This is a genomic window from Mycobacterium sp. smrl_JER01 (genome assembly GCF_048513595.2).
Classification (GTDB): Bacteria; Actinomycetota; Actinomycetes; order Mycobacteriales; family Mycobacteriaceae; genus Mycobacterium.
The window spans coordinates 1,187,466-1,208,939 of sequence record NZ_JBLXXK020000001.1; the positions used below are offsets into that span (position 1 = coordinate 1,187,466).

22 protein-coding genes are annotated in these 21,474 nt (G+C 68.7%); 9 read left to right on the forward strand and 13 right to left on the reverse strand.

Annotated elements, in window-relative coordinates:
• Positions 1-12 precede the first annotated feature (12 nt).
• Positions 13-939 (reverse strand): class I SAM-dependent methyltransferase, encoded by a 927-nt coding sequence (locus ACNUDN_RS05685; RefSeq protein ID WP_419125027.1) that lies wholly within the window; start codon positions 937-939, stop codon positions 13-15.
• A 287-nt stretch (positions 940-1,226) separates the two neighbouring features.
• On the opposite strand from ACNUDN_RS05685, the gene secY reads away from it, so the two are divergent.
• Genes secY through ACNUDN_RS05705 form a run of 4 tightly spaced genes read left to right on the forward strand, consistent with a single transcriptional unit; the run spans position 1,227 to position 4,481 of the window.
• Positions 1,227-2,564 carry a preprotein translocase subunit SecY gene (gene secY / locus ACNUDN_RS05690; RefSeq protein ID WP_419121043.1) on the forward strand — a complete coding sequence of 446 codons (1,338 nt, stop codon included), beginning with the start codon at positions 1,227-1,229 and terminating at the stop codon, positions 2,562-2,564.
• Between the two features lie 15 nt (positions 2,565-2,579).
• A complete protein-coding gene (locus ACNUDN_RS05695) occupies positions 2,580-3,125 on the forward strand; it encodes an adenylate kinase (protein WP_419121044.1) in 546 nt (181 codons plus the stop codon).
• A 14-nt stretch (positions 3,126-3,139) separates the two neighbouring features.
• Positions 3,140-3,937, forward strand: a complete 798-nt coding sequence (gene map, locus ACNUDN_RS05700; protein ID WP_419121045.1) for a type I methionyl aminopeptidase — start codon at positions 3,140-3,142, stop codon at positions 3,935-3,937.
• A 46-nt stretch (positions 3,938-3,983) separates the two neighbouring features.
• Positions 3,984-4,481 (forward strand): MarR family transcriptional regulator, encoded by a 498-nt coding sequence (locus tag ACNUDN_RS05705; RefSeq protein WP_419121046.1) that lies wholly within the window; start codon positions 3,984-3,986, stop codon positions 4,479-4,481.
• A 3-nt stretch (positions 4,482-4,484) separates the two neighbouring features.
• On the opposite strand, the gene ACNUDN_RS05710 is transcribed toward ACNUDN_RS05705, so the two are convergent.
• The gene (locus ACNUDN_RS05710) at positions 4,485-5,693 is read right to left on the reverse strand and encodes a GAF domain-containing sensor histidine kinase (protein ID WP_419121047.1); all 1,209 of its coding nucleotides are present in this window, start codon (positions 5,691-5,693) and stop codon (positions 4,485-4,487) included.
• A complete protein-coding gene (locus tag ACNUDN_RS05715) occupies positions 5,690-6,352 on the reverse strand; it encodes a response regulator (protein ID WP_419121048.1) in 663 nt (220 codons plus the stop codon). The genes ACNUDN_RS05710 and ACNUDN_RS05715 overlap by 4 nt, the downstream gene beginning before the upstream one ends.
• A 103-nt stretch (positions 6,353-6,455) precedes the next feature.
• Between ACNUDN_RS05715 and ACNUDN_RS05720 the strand changes: the two genes are divergently transcribed.
• Positions 6,456-7,217, forward strand: a complete 762-nt coding sequence (locus ACNUDN_RS05720) for an HAD family hydrolase (RefSeq protein WP_419121049.1) — start codon at positions 6,456-6,458, stop codon at positions 7,215-7,217.
• Between the two features lie 18 nt (positions 7,218-7,235).
• On the opposite strand, the gene mmsB is transcribed toward ACNUDN_RS05720, so the two are convergent.
• The 5 genes from mmsB to rfbB form a co-directional block, all read right to left on the reverse strand.
• Positions 7,236-8,117 carry a 3-hydroxyisobutyrate dehydrogenase gene (gene mmsB, locus ACNUDN_RS05725; protein ID WP_419121050.1) on the reverse strand — a complete coding sequence of 294 codons (882 nt, stop codon included), beginning with the start codon at positions 8,115-8,117 and terminating at the stop codon, positions 7,236-7,238.
• 16 nt (positions 8,118-8,133) lie between these two features.
• Complete coding sequence (locus ACNUDN_RS05730; RefSeq protein ID WP_419121051.1) at positions 8,134-9,297, reverse strand: acyl-CoA dehydrogenase family protein; 1,164 nt, start codon at positions 9,295-9,297, stop codon at positions 8,134-8,136.
• Positions 9,298-9,305: 8 nt separating this feature from the next.
• Positions 9,306-10,826 (reverse strand): CoA-acylating methylmalonate-semialdehyde dehydrogenase, encoded by a 1,521-nt coding sequence (locus ACNUDN_RS05735; protein ID WP_419121052.1) that lies wholly within the window; start codon positions 10,824-10,826, stop codon positions 9,306-9,308.
• Positions 10,827-10,903: 77 nt separating this feature from the next.
• Positions 10,904-11,515, reverse strand: coding sequence for a dTDP-4-dehydrorhamnose 3,5-epimerase family protein (locus ACNUDN_RS05740; protein ID WP_419121053.1), 612 nt, complete (start codon positions 11,513-11,515; stop codon positions 10,904-10,906).
• Positions 11,512-12,519 carry a dTDP-glucose 4,6-dehydratase gene (gene rfbB, locus ACNUDN_RS05745; RefSeq protein ID WP_419121054.1) on the reverse strand — a complete coding sequence of 336 codons (1,008 nt, stop codon included), beginning with the start codon at positions 12,517-12,519 and terminating at the stop codon, positions 11,512-11,514. Before rfbB ends, ACNUDN_RS05740 begins: the two co-directional genes overlap by 4 nt.
• Positions 12,520-12,608: 89 nt before the next feature.
• On the opposite strand from rfbB, the gene ACNUDN_RS05750 reads away from it, so the two are divergent.
• The gene (locus ACNUDN_RS05750) at positions 12,609-13,352 is read left to right on the forward strand and encodes an LpqN/LpqT family lipoprotein (protein ID WP_419121055.1); all 744 of its coding nucleotides are present in this window, start codon (positions 12,609-12,611) and stop codon (positions 13,350-13,352) included.
• Between the two features lie 6 nt (positions 13,353-13,358).
• Here ACNUDN_RS05750 and ACNUDN_RS05755 read toward each other — a convergent pair whose 3' ends face one another.
• From ACNUDN_RS05755 to ACNUDN_RS05765, 3 genes are all read right to left on the reverse strand, one after another.
• Positions 13,359-14,213 (reverse strand): LLM class F420-dependent oxidoreductase, encoded by an 855-nt coding sequence (locus ACNUDN_RS05755; RefSeq protein ID WP_419121056.1) that lies wholly within the window; start codon positions 14,211-14,213, stop codon positions 13,359-13,361.
• Between the two features lie 65 nt (positions 14,214-14,278).
• Positions 14,279-15,763 carry an ATP-binding protein gene (locus ACNUDN_RS05760; protein WP_419121057.1) on the reverse strand — a complete coding sequence of 495 codons (1,485 nt, stop codon included), beginning with the start codon at positions 15,761-15,763 and terminating at the stop codon, positions 14,279-14,281.
• Positions 15,764-15,845: 82 nt separating this feature from the next.
• The gene (locus tag ACNUDN_RS05765; protein ID WP_419121058.1) at positions 15,846-17,510 is read right to left on the reverse strand and encodes an NAD(P)/FAD-dependent oxidoreductase; all 1,665 of its coding nucleotides are present in this window, start codon (positions 17,508-17,510) and stop codon (positions 15,846-15,848) included.
• Between the two features lie 161 nt (positions 17,511-17,671).
• Between ACNUDN_RS05765 and ACNUDN_RS05770 the strand changes: the two genes are divergently transcribed.
• On the forward strand, positions 17,672-18,523 hold the full coding sequence (locus ACNUDN_RS05770; protein WP_419121059.1) for a universal stress protein: 852 nt from the start codon (positions 17,672-17,674) through the stop codon (positions 18,521-18,523).
• On the opposite strand, the gene ACNUDN_RS05775 is transcribed toward ACNUDN_RS05770, so the two are convergent.
• Both ACNUDN_RS05775 and ACNUDN_RS05780 read right to left on the reverse strand, forming a co-directional pair.
• Positions 18,524-19,237 (reverse strand): hypothetical protein, encoded by a 714-nt coding sequence (locus tag ACNUDN_RS05775; protein WP_419121060.1) that lies wholly within the window; start codon positions 19,235-19,237, stop codon positions 18,524-18,526.
• A 109-nt stretch (positions 19,238-19,346) separates the two neighbouring features.
• On the reverse strand, positions 19,347-19,778 hold the full coding sequence (locus ACNUDN_RS05780; protein ID WP_419121061.1) for an Hsp20/alpha crystallin family protein: 432 nt from the start codon (positions 19,776-19,778) through the stop codon (positions 19,347-19,349).
• Between the two features lie 176 nt (positions 19,779-19,954).
• On the opposite strand from ACNUDN_RS05780, the gene ACNUDN_RS05785 reads away from it, so the two are divergent.
• Positions 19,955-20,665 (forward strand): SRPBCC family protein, encoded by a 711-nt coding sequence (locus ACNUDN_RS05785; protein ID WP_419121062.1) that lies wholly within the window; start codon positions 19,955-19,957, stop codon positions 20,663-20,665.
• Complete coding sequence (locus ACNUDN_RS05790; protein WP_419121063.1) at positions 20,662-21,474, forward strand: ribosome hibernation promotion factor; 813 nt, start codon at positions 20,662-20,664, stop codon at positions 21,472-21,474. Before ACNUDN_RS05785 ends, ACNUDN_RS05790 begins: the two co-directional genes overlap by 4 nt.

The window sequence follows — 21,474 nt, forward strand, 5'->3', positions numbered from 1 at the left end:
AGACGTAGTCGACTATCTGGTTCCGGAGACGTAGACGACCTCGGCGAAGCCCTCGTCGCTGTCCAGGGGCTCCAGGCCGTACCGCACCAGCAGATCGTTGGTCGGGGTGGCGTCCACGGTCCAGCCGCGGCCGCGCAGGTAGTCGGTGACGTCGGCGCGCTCACCCAGGAAGACCAGTTCGGAGAAGTCGAGGTCGAAACCGTGACTGCGCCACTGGTCGGTCGACGACTTCATCTTCTCGCGCAGCTGCTCCTGATCGGCTTCGTGATGCGAGGGCACCGATTCCACGGCCAGCCGGCTGCCGGGGGCGCTCAGGTCACCGATGGTGTCCAGCAGTCGGTCCTGTGCGTCGGGCGGCAGGTAGCCGAGCAGGCCTTCGGCGATCCAGGCGGTCGGAGCCGACGTGTCGAAGCCGGCTGCGCCCAGCGCGGACGGCCAGTCGTTGCGCAGGTCGACCGCGACGGTCCGCAGCTCGGTCGACGGTGTCGCGCCCAGCCCGGCGAGGGTGGTGGCCTTGAACTGCAGCACCTCGGGCTGGTCGATCTCGAACAGCACCATGTCCCCGGGCCAGGTCAGCCGGTACGCGCGGGCGTCCAGGCCGGAGGCCAGGATGACGGCCTGCCGGATCCCGGCGTCCACCGCGGCGGCGAAGAAGTCGTCGAAGAACCGGGTCCGTGCGGCCATCCCGTCGGCGAAGCGGCTCATCCCCACCGGGGACTGTCCGCCGGACTGGGCGTCCAGGTCGGCGGGGGTGAGTTCGCCGGTGGCCAGTCGGGTGAAGAAGTCGACACCGACGGCGCGCACCAGCGGGACGGCGTACGGATCGTCGATCACCGGCCGGGGAGCTCTGCTGGCCACCGCGCGGGCCGCTGCGACCATGGTCGCGGTCGCTCCCACGCTGGAGGCGAGGTCCCAGCTGTCGTTGTCGGTCCGTGGCATCGTCATTCCCCTCACATGTCGTGATGGTTAGGTTGGTTAACAACTCTCTCCGACTGTACCGATCGAGCCTGGGGGCGCGCTGTGAGCGCACGTCGGCATCCGGGGGCTGCGCCGTCGGATGCGGGCCAACCACGGTGCAACTGTTAGTCTCGTAGACTGTTCGAACGCGTGACTTGCGCAGGCCGTTTGCCTGCTCCTGCCGTCGCGCACACGACTTGCCCACGACGCTGGTCACGCCAGCCACATGAGCACGCAGCGATCGACAGCTGGCCGTGCAGGAGGAAAGAGTGCTCTCGGCTTTCATCTCATCTCTGCGAACGGTCGATCTGAGGCGAAAGATCCTGTTCACGCTGGGCATCGTGATCCTTTACCGGGTCGGTGCCTCGGTCCCGTCGCCCGGGGTCAACTACCCGAACGTGCAGCAGTGCATCGCGGAGGTCAGCGGCGGCGAGTCCGGACAGATCTACTCGCTCATCAACCTGTTCTCCGGCGGCGCGCTACTGCAGCTGTCGGTGTTCGCGGTCGGCATCATGCCCTACATCACCGCGAGCATCATCGTGCAGCTGTTGGGCGTGGTCATCCCGCGCTTCGAACAGTTGCGCAAAGAGGGCCAGGCGGGGCAGACCAAACTCACCCAGTACACCCGCTACCTCGCGATCGCGCTGGCGATCCTGCAGGCCACCAGCATCGTGGCGCTGGCCGCCAACGGCGGGCTGCTGCAGGGTTGCGCGCTCGACATCATCGAGGGCCAGAGCGAGGGCCTGAACTTCACCACCCTGGCCGTCATCGTCATCGTGATGACCGCCGGAGCGGCCCTGGTCATGTGGATGGGCGAGCTCGTGACCGAGCGCGGCGTCGGCAACGGCATGTCGCTGATCATCTTCGCCAGCATCGCGGCATCGATCCCCGGCGAGGGCAAGAACATCCTGGACAGCCGCGGCGGCATGGTCTTCACGCTGGTGTGTGTGGCCGCGGTCATCATCGTCGTCGGCGTGGTCTTCGTCGAGCAGGGTCAGCGCCGCATCCCCGTGCAGTACGCCAAGCGCATGGTGGGCCGCAAGATGTACGGCGGCACCTCGACCTATCTGCCGCTGAAGGTCAACCAGGCCGGCGTCATCCCGGTGATCTTCGCGTCGTCGCTGATCTACATCCCGCACCTGATCACCCAGCTGATCACCAGCGCCAGCGCCAACCCGGACACCGGCTGGTGGCAGACGTTCGTCGCCGAATACCTCACCGACCCGAGCAGCCCGGTCTACATCGCGATCTACTTCGGCCTGATCGTGTTCTTCACCTACTTCTATGTGTCGATCACGTTCAACCCCGAGGAACGCGCCGACGAGATGAAGAAGTACGGCGGGTTCATCCCGGGCATCCGGCCGGGCAAACCGACCGCCGACTATCTGCGCTTCGTCCTGTCCCGCATCACCCTGCCGGGCTCGATCTACCTGGGCATCATCGCCGTGCTGCCGAACCTGTTCCTGGAGATCGGCAATACCGGCTCGGTGCAGAACCTGCCGTTCGGCGGTACCGCGGTCCTCATCGCCGTGGGCGTGGCCCTCGACACCATCAAGCAGATCGAAAGCCAGCTCATGCAGCGCAACTACGAGGGTTTTCTGAAGTGAGAAAGGGTTCCTGAGTTGAGAATCGTGTTGTTGGGACCGCCCGGCGCGGGCAAGGGGACCCAGGCCCAGCGGCTGGCCGACAAGCTCGGCGTGCCGCAGATCTCCACCGGCGATCTGTTCCGCCACAACATCAGCAACGGCACCGAGCTGGGTCTGGAGGCCAAGAAGTACCTCGATGCCGGCGACCTGGTGCCCGCCACCCTCACCAACGCGCTCGTCGACGACCGGCTCGACGACGACGACGCCAAGCAGGGGTTCATCCTCGACGGCTTCCCCCGGTCGGTCGAGCAGGCCAAGGCGCTGGCCGACATGCTCAAGAAGCGCGATCTCGCACTGGACGCGGTCCTGGAGTTCCGCGTGCCCGAGGAGGAGCTGGTCTCCCGGCTCAAGGGCCGCGGGCGCGCCGACGACACCGAGGACGTCATTCGCAACCGCTTCAAGGTCTACCGCGACGAGACCGCACCACTGCTGGACTACTACTCGGCGGATCTCAAGACCGTCGACGCCGTCGGCGAGCTCGACGAGGTCTTCGCGCGTGCGCTGACCGCGCTCGGCCGCTGAAGTTCTGAAGCCCCATGGTCTCTCTGCCCGGCCTCCGCAGCCGCAAGGTGGTCGCCCAGCGCACCCCCGGTGAACTCGACGCGATGGCCGCCGCCGGGGCGCTCGTCGCCGCCGCGTTGAAGGCGGTGCGCGCGGCCGCCGCCCCGGGAGTGTCCACCCTGGAACTCGACAAGGTCGCCGAACAGGTGATCCGCGACGGCGGTGGCACGCCGTCGTTCCTCGGCTACCACGGCTTCCCTGGCTCGATCTGCTCCTCGGTCAACGAGCGTGTCGTGCACGGCATCCCGACCGCGGACGAGAAGCTCGCCGCCGGTGATCTGGTGTCGATCGATTGCGGCGCGATTCTGGACGGTTGGCACGGCGACTCGGCGTTCACCTTCGGCGTCGGGCAGCTCATCGCCGTCGACGAGGCGCTTTCGGCCGCCACCCGCGAGTCCATGGAGGCCGGTATCGCGGCCATGGTGCCGGGCAACCGGCTCAGCGATGTCTCGCACGCCATTGAACAGGGCACCAAGGCCGCCGAGCAGCGGCACGGACGCAAGTTCGGGATCGTCGCGGGATACGGCGGGCATGGCATCGGGCGCGAGATGCACATGGACCCGTTTCTGCCCAACGAGGGCGCGCCCGGGCGCGGACCGTACCTGGCCGCCGGATCGGTGCTGGCGATCGAGCCGATGCTGACCCTCGGTTCCCGCAAGACGGCCGTACTCGACGACGGGTGGACCGTCGTCACCGCCGACGGATCCCGCGCCGCGCACTGGGAGCACACCGTCGCGGTCACCGACGACGGGCCGAGGATCCTGACCAGGTGAGTCATCGCCGCTGCGGCACGGGCGCGGTTGACGGATAGGACAGGCCGTGGCCCGCGAACGCCGTGACCCGATCGCCACCGCCCGCGCGAACTGGGAGCGGGCCGGATGGGGTGAGGTCGCCGACGGCATGGTCGCCGTGACGTCGGTGATGCGGGCCCACCAGATCCTGCTGGCCCGCGTCGAGAACGCGCTACGGCCCTACGATCTGAGCTTCTCGAGGTACGAGCTGCTGCGGCTGCTGGCGTTCAGCCGCACCGGTGCGTTGCCCATCACCAAGGCTTCCGACCGGCTGCAGGTGCATGTCACCAGCGTCACGCACGCGATCCGCCGGCTGGAGGCCGACGGGTTGGTCGAACGGCTGCCGCACCCCACCGACGGCCGCACCACCTTGGTGCGGATCACCGAGCTGGGCCGCTCGACCGTCGAGGATGCGACGGTGACCCTCAACCACGATGTGTTCGCAGACATCGGCATCTCCGACGATCAGTCGCGTGCGCTGGCCGGGGCGATCCAGACGTTGCGCCGCAGCGCCGGCGATTTCTAGGTGTCATTCCCGGGTCGGCAGCGGGATCGTCGCGGTCACCGTGGTGCCCGAGCCGGGCCGGGACCGGATGTTGAGCCGGCCGCCGACGATCTCGGCCCGTTCGGCCATCGACAGCAGGCCGTAACCTCCCATCTCGTCACCGCCGAGCGGATGTTCCAGGGTGTCGAAACCGCGGCCGTCGTCGGCGATCTCGAGCCGGGCGACGTCGCCCTGGTCGCCGCTGTCGAGCGCGAACGTCAGCCGGGCCCGGGTGGCGTGGGCGTGCTTGACGACATTCTGTAGGCACTCCTGCGCGATGCGGTACAGCGCGAGTTCGATGTGGTCGGGCAGCCGGGTGTCGGCGAGCTCGACATCGATGGTGACCTGCGGGATCGAGCGCGCCAGGCTCGCGAGCCCACCGGAGAGGCCCAGATCGTCGAGCACCGGCGGCCGCAGACCGCTGATCGCGGCGCGCGCCTCCTGCAGGGTCAGCTCGGCGAGCTCGCGGGCCCGGTCCAACTGCTCGTTGAGCGCGTCGGGGTCCTCCGGGGATCTGGCCGCCTGGGCCGCCGCGTCCAGGCGGTAGGACAGCGTCACCAGCCGCTGGGAGATGCCGTCGTGTATGTCGCCGGCCAGTCGGCGGCGCTCCAGCTCCTGGGCCTCGATGACCTGCTCGACGAAGTTCTCGTGGGCGCGTTCCCGGGCGACCAGCTGCCGGTGCAGACGGGCCTGGTGCATGGCGCCCGCGATCAGTCGCCCGATGACCAGCAGCAGTTCCACATCGCGGTCGCCGAACTCCCGTTCGGCCACGGTGTGCACATTGAGCACGCCGACCAGACCGCCCGGGTCGGTCTCCATCGGCACGGACACCATCGAGGTGAAATCCCGTCCGCGCAGCGACCGGAACGGCAGGTAGCGCGGGTCGGACTCCTTGTCCTTACGGATCACCACCGGCTCGCGGTGGCCGGCCACCCAGCCGGAGATCCCCTGGCCGAGCGGGAGCCTGATCTTGCCGACCTCGGAGTCGAACGGCGGTGTCGCACCGGCCAGCGTCAGGGAGCGCTCGGTGTCGTCGAGGACGTGCACGAAGCACACGTCGCTGTCGGTGGCCGCGGTGATCATCCGGGCCGCCGCCGCGGCCAGCGGTTCCACCCCGGGTCCGCTGGACGCGGCCCGGATCAGCTCGCGCAGCAGCGCCAGCTCGCGGTCTGCGGTCAGCAGCGGGCGGCTCACTGGTAGATCCCTTCGCGCAGCGCGGTGGCGACGGCGGCGGTCCGGTCGCTGACCCCGAGCTTGCGGTAGATCGAGCTGATGTGGGTCTTGACGGTTTCGTCGCCGATGATGAGTTTCGCGGCGATGGCCCGGTTGGACAGTCCGTTGACCACCAACGCCAGGATCTCGCTCTCCCGTTGGGTCAGGCCGCGGCGGGCACCCGGCCAGAATTCGTCGCGCTGCATCCGGGCGGCGGTGTCGGCGGCCCGGGCGGCCATGCTCGGGTCGATCGCGGTCTGACCGCCGTGCACGAACTCCAGCTGGCGGACCAGTTCCTCGCTGCTGATGCTCTTGAGCAGGTAGCCCGATGCGCCGACCCGTAACGCCTGGAACAGGTACTGCTCGTCGTCGTAGACCGACAGCATCACCACCTTGCGGTCGGGGTCACGGTCGCGCAGTTGCCGGCACACGTCCAAACCGCTGGAACCCTGCATCCGCACATCGCAGAGCACGATGTCCGGGTCGAGGTCGGTGACCACCTTCAGCACGTGGTCGGCGCCGACGGACTGCCCCACCACGCTCACCCGGCTGCCGAACGCCGCGAGCATCGCCTTGAGCCCCTCGATGACCATCTCATGGTCGTCGACCAGCACGATCCGCACCGGCGAGGCTGCCACCATGGCCCCACCTTAGAGGCGGGCGGCCCGGTCTCCCCTCGACTTGACCCGGCGAATCCCCCACACGGGGGAGGCGCCCGGATGTGACGTGGGACACCATCGAGAGGTGCACCCCACAGAGCAGAGAGCATGGCGAGCCGGTCGTTTCTGGTGGGACTGGCCCGGGGCTCCCGAGGCCGGACGCGCCTCGGCACCCGCCATCACCACGTTGAGCGCGGTCGTCTTCGATCTGGACGCGGTCGCCGACATCGAGGGCGCCGGCCACCGCCCGGCCTTCAACGCCGCGTTCGCCGAACTCGGGTTGGACATCGAGTGGTCGCCGGCCCGGTACCGGCAGTTGCTGGTGCTTCCCGACGAGCACCGGCGGGTCGCCGCCGAGCTGCGCAAGCGGGGGGTGCGCACCGAGTGCGATGTGCTCGCCGAACTGTTGGTCGACGAGATCTGCGCGACGAAGGCGATGATCCTCGCCGAGACGGTGCTCGACGCCGACGTCACCGCTCGACCGGGGATGGCCGAACTGATCGCCGAGGCCTACAGCGCCGGTATCGGGGTCGGGGTGGTCAGTACCGGCTGTCATCCGTGGGTCGAACCGCTGGTGCGCCAGCTCGTCGGTGACGGCGTGGTGGGCGCCATCGTGACCACCGAGGATGCGCCGCGTGGCGAGCTCTACCAGGCCGCCCTGACCGAACTCGGCGCCAGGCCGCACGACTCACTGGCGTTCGCAGGGTCGCAGTGCAGTCAACGGTCCGCGATCGCCGCCGGGATCGCCACGGTCCTGGTGGACGGCGACGCGCCTGTTGGGCCGCTGCACGTGACCGACTGCCAGCGCGTGCATGTGTCGTGGCACGGGCGGCCGACGGCCGCCTGACAGCGCCCGGCCACCCGGTCAGCTGCGCAGCGTCTCGATGATCGCGCTGAAGTCCAGCGCGGCGTTCGTCGGATCGGACTCGGTGAACTTCCGGTAGATCTCGGCGGCGTGGGTGCCCAGCGGAGCCGACGCGCCGGCCGAATCCACCGCCGCCATCGCCAGGCCGAGATCCTTGTTCATCAGCGCGGTCGCAAAGCCGGGTGTGAAGTCGTTGTTGGCCGGTGAGGTCGGGACCGGACCGGGCACCGGACAGTTGGTGTGCACCGCCCAGCAGTTGCCGGTCGCCCCGGTGATCACGTCGAACAGCGACTGTGCGGGCAGCCCGAGCTTCTCGGCGAGCACGAACGCCTCGCCGATCGCGATCTGCTGCACGGCCAGCACCATGTTGTTGCACAGTTTGGCCGCCTGCCCGGCGCCCGAGGCGCCGCAGTGGATGATCTTGCCCGCCATGGGTTCCAGCGCCGGGCGAGCCGCGGCGACGGCTTCGTCGGTGCCGCCGACCATGAATGCCAGCGTGCCTGCGGTGGCGCCCTTGATACCCCCGGACACCGGGGCGTCGATCTGGGCCAGACCCTGCGCGGTGGCCTGGGCGTGGATGGTCCGGGCGTCGTCGACGGAGATGGTGGAGGTGTCGATCAACAGCGCACCGGTCTTGGCCGCCGGCACCACCTCGTCGTAGACGGCCCGGACGACGGCGCCGTTGGGCAGCGAGGTGATCACCACATCGGCATCGGCGACGGCCGCCGATGCGCCGTCGAACACGGTGGCGCCCTTGGCTTGCGCCGCCACCTTGAGTTCTTCGACCGGGTCGAAGGCGTGCACGGTGTGTCCGGCCGCCACCAGATTGGCCGCCATCGGTCCGCCCATGTTGCCCAGGCCCAGGAACGCAATCGTCGTCATCGAACAACCCCTCATGTCAGGATGCGCGGGCTCGAGCGGCCGCGCTGCGCCCGATCACCACCCGCATGATCTCGTTGGTGCCTTCCAGGATGCGATGCACCCGCAGATCGCGGACGATCTTCTCCAGGCCGTACTCGCGCAGGTAGCCGTAACCGCCGTGCAGCTGCAGAGCCTGGTCGGCGACCTCGAAGCAGGCGTCGGTCACGTAGCGTTTGGCCATCGCGCACAGCTCCACGCGGCCGGGGTGGTCATCGTCGAGAGCTGTTGCGGCGCGCCACAACAGCGATCGCGAGGTCTCCAATGCGGTGGCCATGTCGGCCAATGTGAAACGGATGGTCGGTTCGTCGAGCAGCGCCCCGCCGAATGCCTGTCGGTCGGCCAGGTAGGCGGCCGACTTGTCGTAGGCCGCCTGGGCGCCGCCCAGCGAGCAGGCCGCGATGTTGATGCGACCGCCGTTGAGGCCCTTCATCGCGATGCCGAACCCGGCGCCCTCGCCGTCGGCGCCGCCCAGCAGCGCGTCGGCGGGCACCCGGACTGTCTCGAAGACGACCTGCCTGGTGGGCTGGGCGTTCCAGCCCATCTTCACCTCGTCGGTGCCGAAGCTGAGGCCGGCCGCGTCCTTGGGTACGACGAACGTCGAGATGCCGCGCGGTCCGTCGTCGCCGGTTCTGGCCATCACGACGTAGACGTCCGAGGATCCGGCACCGGAGATGAACTGCTTCACCCCGTCCAGAACATAGTCGGACCCGGACCGAACGGCCTTGGTGCGCAACGCACCTGCGTCCGATCCGGCGCCCGGCTCGGTCAGGCAGTAGCTGGCGATGGCGTCCATGGACGCCAGTCGCGGCACCCACTGCTTGCGCTGTTCCTCGGTGCCGAAGCTGTCGACCATCCACGCGCACATGTTGTGGATCGACAGGAACGCCGCCACGGTCGGGTCGGCGGTGGCGAGCTTCTCGAAGATGCGCACCGCGTCGATACGTCGCAGTCCGCTGCCGCCGACGTCATCGCGGCAGTAGATCGCCGCCATGCCGAGCTCGGCGGCTTCCCGCAGCACATCGGTGGGGAAGTGGTGGGTCTCGTCCCACTCCAGAGCGTGTGGGGCCAGCCGTTTGTCGGCGAACGCGGCCGCCGTCTCGACGATGACGCGCTCGTCGTCGTCCAGGCCGAAATAGTCCATCGCGATGGCTATTTCATCGTGGGGATGACGAACTCGGCGCCATCCTTGATGCCCGAGGGCCACCGCTCGGTGACGGTCTTGACCTTGGTGTAGAACTGGATGGACGCCGGCCCGTGCTGGTTGAGGTCACCGAAGCCGGACCGCTTCCAGCCGCCGAAGGTGTGGTAGGCCACCGGAACCGGGATCGGCACGTTCACGCCGACCATGCCGACCTGGACCTTGGACACGAAGTCGCGGGCGGCGTCTCCGTCGCGGGTGAAGATCGCGACACCGTTGCCGTATTCGTGCTCGGTCGGCAGCCGCAGCGCTTCTTCGTAGTCCGACGCGCGCACGATGCACAGCACCGGGCCGAAGATCTCGTCGGTGTAGATCGACATATCGGGGGTGACGTGGTCGAACAGGGTCGGGCCGATGAAGAAGCCCTTCGACAGGTCCTGGTCGTCGAAGCTGAGCTCGTCGGTGGCGCGCTCGCGGCCGTCGATGACCAGTTCGGCGCCGGCCTCCACGCCCTGGCCGATGTAGTCGCGCACCCGCTCCAGTGCGGCCCCGGTGACCAGCGGCCCGTAGTCGGCCTTCGGGTCCAGACTGTGTCCCACCCGAAGCTGATTGACGCGCTCCACCAGGCGATTACGGAGGCGGTTCGCGGTCTCCTCGCCGACGGGCACCGCGACGCTGATCGCCATGCAGCGCTCGCCGGCGCTGCCGTAGCCGGCACCGATGAGCGCATCGACGGCCTGGTCGAGATCGGCGTCGGGCATGACGATCATGTGGTTCTTCGCGCCGCCGAAGCACTGTGAGCGTTTGCCGTTGGCGGCGGCGGTCGAGTAGATGTACTGCGCGATGTCGGAGCTGCCGACGAAGCCGACGGCCTGGATGTCGGGATGGGTGAGGATGGCGTCGACGGCCTCCTTGTCGCCCTGCACCACCTGGAACACACCCGCGGGCAGACCGGCCTGCACGAAGAGTTCGGCCAACCGCAGCGGCACCGACGGGTCGCGCTCGGAAGGCTTGAGGATGAAGGCGTTTCCGCATGCGAGCGCGGGGCCGGCCTTCCACAGCGGGATCATGGCGGGGAAGTTGAACGGGGTGATCCCGGCGACCACGCCGAGTGGCTGGCGGATCGAGTAGACGTCGATGCCCGAACCGGCGCCCTCGGTGAACTCACCTTTGAGCAGATGCGGGATGCCGATCGCGAACTCGATGACCTCGACGCCGCGCTGGATGTCGCCCTTGGAGTCGGCGACGGTCTTGCCGTGCTCGATCGAGAGCAGCTCGGCCAGCTCGTCGACGTTGGCGTTGACCAGCTCGATGAACTTCATCATCACCCGGGCGCGGCGCTGTGGGTTCCAGGCGGCCCATTCCCGCTGGGCCTCGACCGCGGAGGCGACCGCGGTGTCGACGTCGGCCGCCGAGGCCAGCAGCACCTGTGCCTGGACCTGGCCGGTGCTCGGGTTCAACACGTCGGCGGTGCGGGTGGATGCGAGGTCGCTGCGCTTCCCGTCGATGAAATGGGGGATGCGAGTGGTCATGGGTGAGCCTTCCGGGAGCAGATACTTGGATATCCTAGTAATGGGCCGGGTTCCTTCGCAAGACCGATCACAGATTCCTAGCCTCGCCGCAGTTCGTCGACGAACGCCGTGGCCTGCTCCCACGTCGGCAGCAGGCCGGAGGTGCGCATCTCGGCGAGGGTGGGTGCGTCCCGATCCCGGGTGGACAGGATGAGCTCCTGCGTCGGCAGCCACGCCGACCAGTCGATGCCCAGCGCCGGGTCGAGCGGATCGACGGTGTGCTCGCGTGCCGGGTCGTAGCCGGCCGAGCAGAGATAGCTCACGGTCGAATCATCCTGCAGCGCAAGGAAGGCATGCCCCAGCCCTTCGGACAGATACACCGACCGGCGCGACGTGTCGTCGAGCGTGACGGCGTCCCACTGCCCGAAGGTCGGCGAGCCCACCCGCAGGTCGACCACAACGTCGACCACCGCGCCGCGCAGACACGACACGTACTTGGCCTGGCCGGGCGGCAGCTGCGCGTAGTGCACTCCGCGCAACACCCCGGCCCGCGACACCGAGCAGTTGGCCTGCCGCAGGTCGAGCCGGTGCCCCGTCATCGTGGTGAAGGCGCGGTCGGTGAACCACTCGAAGAAGGCGCCGCGCGCATCGGTGTGCACCACCGGGGTGATCTCCCACGCGCCGGGGACGGTCAGCTCACGGGCGTTCATTGCCGCCGCTCCGCATACCTCGACTCCACCGCGTCTTTGATCGGCCCCCACCAGGATTCGTTGTCCCGGTACCAGTCGATGGTGGTGCGCAACCCGTCCTCGAAGTCGGTGTGCGCCGGGGACCAGCCGAGTTCGGCGCGCAGCGGGGTGGGGTCGATGGCGTACCGCAGATCGTGACCGGCCCGGTCGGTCACATGGTCGAAGTCGTCGGGGGAACGGCCCATCAAACGCAGGATCGTCTGCAGCACCGACAGATTGTCGCGTTCGCCGTCGGCGCCGATCAGATAGGTACGCCCGATCGACCCGTCGGCGAGGATCCGCCACACCGCGCTGTTGTGATCGTCGACGTGGATCCAGTCCCGCACGTTGGCCCCGGTGCCGTACAGCTTGGGGCGCCGCCCGGTCAGCACATTGGTGATCTGGCGGGGGATGAACTTCTCCACATGCTGATAGGGCCCGTAGTTGTTGGAGCAGTTCGAGATCGTCGCCGCCACCCCGTAAGACCGGATCCAGGCCCGCACCAGCATGTCGGCGGCCGCCTTGGTCGACGAGTACGGACTCGACGGGTTGTACGGGGTGGACTCGGTGAACCGGTTCGGATCGTCGAGTGCCAGATCGCCGTACACCTCGTCGGTCGACACGTGGTGCAGCCGGACGGGCCGCGACGCCGACTCCTGGCGCACCGCCTCGAGCACCGTGAACGTGCCGAGCACATTGGCGTGCACGAACGGTGCGGGGTCGGCCAGCGCATTGTCGACGTGGGTCTCGGCGGCGAAATGCAGCACCGCGTCGGAGTCGGCGACCAGAGCGCCGATCAGTGCACGGTCGGTGATGTCGCCCTCGACCAGGCGGATCTGCCCCTCGACGTCGCGCAGCGACTCCCGGCTGCCCGCGTAGGTCAGCGAGTCCACCACCGTCAGGCGCACGTCGGGACGCGTCGCCACGGCGTTGCGCACGAAGTTGGCGCCGATGAATCCCGCGCCGCCGGTCACCAGCAACCGCATGACCACTGAGCCTATCTAGGGCTTTCGGCGCTGCGTCGGGCGTCCCTGTGTTCTCCTGATCTGAACCGGTCGGCGAGGGGAGACACGACATGCGCCCAGCGGCGACGATCAGCGCGCTCGCGGCGGTGACGGTGGCGCTCGGCCTCGCGGTCACCGGCTGCGGTGGGGACGGCGGAGGCGGGGACGGCGCCACCGCGACGACATCGGCGCAGACCACCGACGCGACGGCCGCGACGGGGACCACCGGGCCGACCACCGCGCCGACCACCGGGCCGACCACCGCAGCCCCGGTCGGCGCCGCCACCGGGCAGACCGTCGGGGAGTATCTGACCGCGCGCGGCGTGACGCAGACCATCGTCAAGGCCAACGAGCCGGGAGTCCCGGCGGTGGACCTGCCGATGCCCGACGGGTGGGAAGCCGTCACCGACGCCGCCGACGTACCGCCCGACGCCTACGGCGCCATCTATCTGTCCTCGGCGAAGGAGACACCGAATCCGCCGGCGATCCTGGTCCGGATGGCGCGGCTGGAAGGCGGCACCTTCGACGTCGACACGATCCTGGAACTCGCGCCCAACGCGGTCACCCGGTTGCCGGGCTGGCAGGGCCCGGCGCAGGGCACACCCGACGAACTGGGCGGCTACCCGGCCTCGGCGATCGCCGGGACGGCCGAGGTGGACGGCGTGCCCAACTTCGTGGCCCGCAAGACCGTCGTGATCAACGGAGCCGACCACACCTATCTGCTGGCTCTCGACGCCCAGGGGCCCGCCGGTCAGCAGCAGGTGCTGACCGAGGCGATGACCGTGATCGACGCAGGCACCACGATCAGGCCCTGAGCGCGCTCAGCTGACGCCCAGTGGGCCGGCCAGCTCCTCCAGCGTCGAGAGCAGTTCATCGGCTCCGCCCAGAACCTGGATCGCGACGTGATCGGCTCCGGCGGCCAGATGTTCGCTCAGTCGCGCAGCGATCTGGTCCGGTGACCCGTGTGCCACGACCGCGTCGATGAACCGGTCGCTCCCGGGCCGGTTCAGGTCCTCGTCGACGAAACCCAACCGCTTCCAGTTGTTCACGTAGTTGGACAGCCCGAGGTAGAAGTCGACCGTGGCCCGGCCGATCTCGCGGGCCCGCTCGGCGTCGTCGGTCAGCACCACCTTGTGCTCGGGGGCGATGAAGACCGTGGGCCCGAGCAGTTCGCGGGCCTGACCGGTGTGCACCGGAGTGGTCAGATACGGATGCGCACCCGCACTGCGCTGCGCGGCGAGTTGAAGCACCTTGGGACCCAGCGCCGCGAGCACCCGGCGGCTGGTCGGCACCTTCGCCGCGTCGAGGGTATCGAGGTATTCGACGAGCGCCTGATACGGCTTGGTGTACTGCTGGGTGTGTTCGGGGTGCCCGACGCCCACGCCGAGCAGGAACCGACCCGGGAACGCCTTTTCGATGCGGTGGTAGGACTTGGCCACCTCGCCGGCGTCGGCGGTCCAGATGTTCACGATGCCGGTCGCGACCTGGAGGTTGTCGGTCTTCTCCAGGATCGGCTCGACGAACGCCAGGTCGGCGGCCGGGGAGGCCCCGACCCAGACCGTGCCGTATCCCAGCTTCTCGATCTCGACGGCCTGGTCCGGGGTCACCGGCGAACCGGTCCACACCCCGAACCGGCCGAGGGCGGGCTTGAGCGTCGGACCTTCAGTATCGGTCATGGGCAATCCCTTTCATCGCAGTCGAGCCCTTCCAGCGGTCACTACCCGGTTTCGTCCCATCTTGATCACCGAATCCGAGCGGTTCCCGACTCGGCGGGGCTCGCCGGGGCCGGCGCCTGCCACGGCAACGACACGATGAAACGGGTGTTGCCGGGTTCGGACTCCACGGCGATATGGCCGTGGTGTTTCTCGACGACGATGCGCCAGGCCAGGTCCAGCCCGAGGCCGGTGCCTTCCCCGAACGGCTTGGTGGTGAAGAACGGTGTGAAGATCCGCTCGACGATGTCCTCGGGGATCCCCGGGCCGTCGTCGCAGATCTCGACGACGATGCCCTCGTCGTTGCTTTGCCGGTAGGTGCGGATGGTCAGGGTGCCCTGCCCGGCCATCGCCTGGATGGCGTTGTCGATGATGTTGGTCCACACCTGGTTCAGATCGCCCGGGTAGCACTGCAATTCGGGCAACGAGGGATCCTTGTCCCACACCAGACGGACCGCATTGTCCTTGCCGACCTTGTCGCCGAAGATCGTCTTGACGGTGCTGTAGATCAACTCGTGCACGTTGGCGCTCTGGTATTCGGCGCGGTCCATTTGCGAGTACTGTTTGGCACCCGCCAGCAGCGCCGAAATGCGCTTGCTGGCCTCGGCGATCTGGTTCATCAGCAGTTCGTTGTCGATGGTGTACTTCAGCCAGCCGATCGCCCCCGGTAGCGTCGCCGAGCAGTCCACGTCGTCGATGGAGGCCGCCACCCGTTCGAGCCAGTCCACGTCCAGACCGGCCTCCACGAACGTCGGTGCGTAGTCCCAGGCGGCGGCGATGCCGTGGTCGTCGAGCCAGTCGCCGATCTGGTCCTCGCGGTCGGAGGTCTCCAACGCCGAGAGCTCCTGGGACTTCGACTTGGCCACCTGCTCGGCGACCTCGTCCTGGATGCTGACCAGGACCTTGAGCGCCGCCGGGGTGAACTTGCCGTCGGCGAGCATGGCGAGCTTGTGTCGCATCTTGCCCACCCCCTCGCGCAGATCGGCGACCGCGCGGGCGGTCGCACCGGCCGGGTTGTTGAGCTGGTGGGTCAGCCCTGCCGACAGCTGGCCCAGGGCGAGCAGCTTCTCGCGCTGCCCGAGGATCTGACGCTGCCGCAATCCGCCGACCATGTGGCCCTCCAGCAGATGCACCGCCATCGGGAACTCGTCCTGCATGAACCGCGCGAACGCGTCCGCGTCGAGCACGAAGAACCGCGACGGCCGGGTCACCCGCACCGAGGCCTGGTAGACGTGTTCCTCGCCGGGGATGTAGGCCGACCACGCGCCGCAGTAGACGCCGCGCTGCGAGGTCCGGTTGGTCTCGATGTCCACCCCGCCGGAGCGCTTGGACATCACCAGCTCACCCTCGATGAGCACGTAGAAGCAGGTCGCCGGATCACCTTCGGTGTGCACCGGGCCGGGCTCGAACATCTGGATGTGCCCGTTGGCGCACAACCTCGCCAGCTGCTCCTCGGTCAGTGCCTCGAACAGGAACAGGGTGCGCAGTTCCTCGGGCAGACACTTCTCACCCATGGCGGGTCCCTTCCTACACCGGCAGTGAAGTAGTGCAACGTGGATCGCGCGGCGTTGATTCCGGCACCGGGCGCACCGGGGGCTACGTCTCGGCCAGATAGCGGTGCACGAGCATCACCGCCATCGATCCCTCGCCGACGGCCGCGGCCACCCGCTTGGCCGACTCGGCGCGGACGTCGCCGGCCACGAACACCCCGGGCACGCTGGTTTCCAGGTGATGCGGCGGCCGTTCGGGCGTCCAACCGCTGACGTCGCGCAGGTCCGGTCCGGACAGGATGAACCCGTGGTCGTCGCGCACCACCACGCCGTCGAGCCACTCGGTACGGGGCTCGGCACCGATGAAGATGAACATCCGCCCGCACTGGAATTCTTCGCGCACACCGGTCTGGGTGTTCTGCAGACAGATGCCCTCCAGGTGGCCGTCCCCTTTGACCGCGTGCACCACCGTGTTGGGCAACTCCTTGATGTTGTCCTGCGCCCGGATCTGCTGGATCAGATAGTGCGACATCGAATCCTCCAGCGTGCGCCGCACGACGATGGTCACCGACTTCGCGGTGCGCGACAGATACATCGCGGCCTGCCCGGCCGAGTTCGCGCCGCCCACGACGTAGACCTCGTCATCGTCGCAGTCGGCGGCCACCGACGCCGTCGCGCCGTAGTACACACCGGCACCGGTGAGGGTCTCGCAGCCTTCGGCGTCCAGCTGGCGGTACTCGACGCCCATCGCCAGGATCACGGCGCGGGTTCCGATGGTGCGTCCGTCGGACAGATGCACGGTGCGGGCGTTGCCGTCGACTTCGAGCCTGGTCACCTCGGCAGCGGTGATGAGTTCCGCCTCGAACTTCTCGGCCTGTCTGCGGGCCCGTTCGGCCAGCTGCGAACCGGACAGTCCGTCGGGGAAGCCGAGATAGTTCTCGATGCGCGAACTCTGGCCGGCCTGCCCGCCGGTCGCGGTGCGCTCGATGAGCACCGTCTTGAGGCCCTCCGAGGCGCCGTAGACGGCGGCCGCCAGCCCGGCGGGGCCGCCGCCGATGACGACGAGGTCGTAGAACTCCTCGGCGGGGGCGGTGGTGAGCCCCAGCGTGCCGGCCAGTTCGGTGTCGCTGGGATCGACGAGCGTCTCGCCCTGCTCGGTGATCACGACCGGCAGTGTCAGACCGTCCTGGCCGGCGGCTTCCAGCAGCTGCGCCCCGCGCGGCTCGTCGGACCGGAACCACGTGTAGTAGAGCCGGTTACGCGCCAGGAACTCGCGCACCTCGGTCGACCGCGCGTTCCACGGGTGGCCGATGATCTTGGTGTGCGGGATGGCGCGGTCCCCGGTCGCGCGCCACGCGTCCACCAGCGCGTCGATCACCGGGTACAGCTTCTCCTCCGGCGGGTCCCACGGCTTGAGCAGATAGTGGTCGAGGTCGACGACGTTGATGGCGTCGATCGCGGCGTGGGTGTCGGCATAGGCGGTCAACAGCACCCGGCGGGCCATCGGGAAGATGTCCATCGCCGCTTCCAGGAACTCGATACCGCTCATCTGCGGCATCCGGTAGTCGGCGACGAACACCGCGACCGTCTCGCCGCGCAGTTTCAGCTCGTTGAGAGTTTCCAGCGCGTCGGGACCCGACTCCGCACGCACGATGCGGAACTTCTCACCATAATGTCGGCGCAGGTCGCGGGCCACTGCGCGGGACACGGCGGGGTCGTCGTCGACGGTGAGTATGACGGGTTTGCGGGGCTGGTGTTCGGGTCCAGTCATCGAGTCCAGTATGCGCCCCGTGTCCAGCGGAAATCGGGTCGGAGCAGGCCCGCACCGGCAGCTGAAGGCATTTGGTCCCTAGCCGACCGGCGGCGCCGGGCCATACCGTCGGTGCAGCAGGTGGCAGCAGCCGCGGCCGCGTCCGGGACAGGGGAGCACACATGCCGACGAATGTGCTGGTCGGATACGACGGTTCGCCGGCGGCGAACGCGGCCGTGAACGCGGGCGCGGTGCTGTTTCCGAACGCGCACGCGTGGATCGCGCACGTCTGGACGCCACCGTTCGCCAGCTCGCGGCTGCGCCGCCGGCTGCGCGCGGCGGCACGCACCGCCGACGAACTGGTCGAGCTGATCGAAAGCGAAGGGGCCCGCGAGGCCGACGCGATCGCCGCCACCGGGGTCGCGTTGGCCAAGGCCGCCGAATGGGACGCCGAACCGATCGTCAAACGCACGATCGGTTCGGACGGACTGCGGCTGGCGCAGGTGGCGGAGAAGTTGCACACCGACGTCATCGTGATCGGGGATCGCGGTCTGGACAGCAGTGAAGCGGTCATCGGCAGCGTCTGCGATATGGTCGCCCACTACTCCACGGTCCCGGTGCTGGTCGTGCCGAACCCGTTGCTCGCCGCGGAGTTCGATGCGCTTGCCCGCGGTCCCGTGATCGTGGGGTACGACGGATCGGACGGCGCCGAGGCGGCCGTCGCGACGGTTCGGCGTCTGTTCCCGGACCGGACGGTGGTGCTGGCCGCCGCGGAGGATGACGACGGGGCTGTGGTGGCGGGGCCGGCGGCTCGGGGTCTGGAGTTCATCACACTCAAGCAGCCGCCTCGGCTGCTGCAATTGCGGGAACGCGCGATCGCCGACGAGGTGATCCGGTGCGGTGACCGCCGCGACGCCGCTGTGCTGGCCGTCGGGTCCCGCGGCCGGTCGGCGGCGCGGGAGATCCTGCTGGGTAGCGTCGCGATGGCGACGCTGCACCGGTCGCAGCGGCCGGTGCTGGTCGTGCACAGCTGATCAGGTTCCGTGCGCGATGCGCACGGGGCGACCGACCCGCGGAGTCGACGGGTGGCGCGCGATGCTCGCGGCGATCTCCCGTCTGCGGGCCCGCTGGGCGCGCTCGGCGATTCCGCGCAGCATCTTCTGTTCCATCACGAAATGCGGGATGTCGAACCAGAAGTGGCCGACCGGGCCGCCACTGCCGCGGGCCAACAGCCGGGTCTGGCCGACCTCCCGGCGCAGCGTGAAAGACCAGCAGCCGGAGGCTTTTCCGCCGCGGCGCAGCCGCTGGTAGTCGGTGGGGGACACCAGGACCAGGTGTGACTTCGGTTCCAGCGCGGCCACGATCTGGCGGGCGTGCGGACCGTACCGGCGGGCCAGCCACACCGTGTCGCCGACCTGCAACCGCTGCCACTGCGGGTGGATGGAGTCGGCATTGTGCACATCGGCCCCGACCGCCCGCTCCAGCAGCGAGTAGCTGTAGAAGCCGGCCCGATCCTCACCGATCTGCACCAACCACGGCCACACGTCGTGGCGGGGAGCATGGATCGTGACCGCCCTCGTGGTGCGCAGCGCCTGGGGGTCGACCAGCTCGTCACCGGGCAGGGCCGCGGCAACCTCGTCGGCGCGGGCGCCCCAGGTGTGGATCCAGGGTCGCACGTGCGCCCGGTAGAGCGCGGCGACACCGACCGCTGCCAGGACGTCTGCCAGGAATGGTCGTTGCTTTCCCATATCCGCACCGTATTCCCCTGCACGGGCCGCCATTAGAGCCGAAAGTCATGCCGGTGCGAACCGTTGGTCCCGGGGCGACCCCTCGCCCGCCCCGGAACCGGTGCGCCACTCAGTCCGTGGCCTCCACGGCGATGTGCTTCTCCGGCACCTCGGATTCCTTCAACGGCACCGAGACCCGCAGAATGCCCTTGTCGTAGGTGGCCTTGATGCCGTCCTCGTCCGCTCCGGGAGGCAGCGTCACCGCGCGGGTGAACGACCCGTAGGAGAACTCCGAGCGGCCGTTGGACTCCTGTTTCTCGCTGCGTTCGGCCTTGATGGTCAACACACCGTCTCGGACGGTGACGTCGACGTCCTTGTCCGGGTCGACGCCGGGGATCTCGGCCTGCAGCACGTACTCGCCGTCCTTGACGTCGTCCTCGACCTTGATCAGATGTTTGCCGAACATCGGCCGCAGATCGGCCCATGACGGGAAGCCCGAGAAGAGCTCGGAGACCTCCGGCCAGGGCGAACGGCGATGTTGCTGCACCGCAACGTTGTTCATGTTCACTCCTTGTTGGTTCGGTGACGGTGGGGTGCACCGCCACTGGCATCCGACCACCGTCCTTCGGCAGTCGCTAGGGGCGGAAGTCCCCTGATCCGGGTCGTCTGCCGGACCCCCGAGATCTAGGGGACTACCGGCCCTAGCGTGCCCGGCGCCGTGGCCGCGATGGTGGAGTCATGGCAATCCGCATGGCGAAGGTCCTCGCAGCTGCCGGGGTGTTGTACGCCGCGAGGCGGTACTTCCGCGACTGGGGCACCACCAAAGACGAGTCGGCCGGCGTCCTGCCCGGTGACGAGCTGCTGGCCGCACCGGTGCTGCGGGCCACCGAAGGCGTCTGGATCGATGCGCCTGTCGACAAGGTGTGGCCCTGGCTGGTCCAGATGGGTCAGGACCGCGGCGGCCTCTACAGTTTCGAGAAGCTGGAAGGCGCACTGGGTTTGGACTACCACAACGCCGACCGCATCCACCCGCAGTGGCAGGAACTCGACGTCGGCGACTCGGTCCGGCTGGTGCCCAGGGGCTGGCTCGGGCTGCCCGACGGCGTCGACCTGACCGTGGCGCAGGTGGTCGCGCCGGAGTCGATCGTGCTGCGGGCCGCGCCACCGCGATTGCCGTGGGAGATGGTCTGGTCGTTCCACCTGGCCCCGCACTGGGAGGACCGCAGCCGGCTGTTGATCCGGTCCCGGCTGGCGCTGCGGCATCCCGGCGAGGTCGCGCTGGCCGAACTCGCCGGTCCGGCAAGGGCATTCATCACCCGCGGGATACTGCTCGGCATCAAGCGCCGCGCCGAGCACAGTGTGTGGTCCGATGACACGGTAACGGCCATCCGACCGAGGACCTTCGGCCCTAACGGAGCCGAAACCCCACGGCGTACCAACAAACCATGAGCAACGGAGCGCAGGTTACCCAGGCCATCGACGTCGACGTCACGACCCACGGCGAGTTTCCGGGCATCGCCGAGTACGTGCAGACCAAGATCGGCACCCTGGCCCGTCACGCCCACCGGCCGGTCACCAGCGCGCGGGTCAGACTCGGCAGGCACCACGACCCGGCCGTGGAACGTCCGGTGATCGCCCAGGCCAACCTGGTGATCGGAGATCGCACGGTACGCGCGCAGGTGGAGGCGGGCACCGCGACCGAGGCCATCGACATCCTGGAGTCACGGTTGCGCCGGCAGCTGGAACACGTCGCCGCGCGCTGGGCCACCCCCAAGGGCCCGGAGGCAGCGCCGCCCTGGCGGCAGCAGGCGGCGTCCGAGCGCCGGGCCCGCGCGCTCGACGGCGCTGCCGGCGAGCAGCAGATCCTGCGCCGCAAATCGTTCTCGATGACACCGTGCACGGTCGACGAAGCGGTGTCGGAGATGGAACTGCTGGACTACGACTTCCACCTCTTCACCGAATCAGCCTCGGGCACAGCCGCGGTCGTGTACCGGGGAGGGCCCACCGGATACCGGCTCGCGCTGGTGGCGCCGGCGATCGCCGCGGAAGTGGCGCCCTATGAGGGACTGGTGACGATCAGTCCGCAACCACTGCCCTGCCTGCAGGAACAGGAGGCGATCGAACGGTTGGCCCTGCTGGATCTGCCGTTCCTGTTCTACATCGACGCCGCGCAAGGCCGCGCGGCGGTGTTGTACCGACGCTACGACGGTGCCTACGGGCTGATCACCCCGGCCGAGGCATCCCCCAACGGAAGGTGA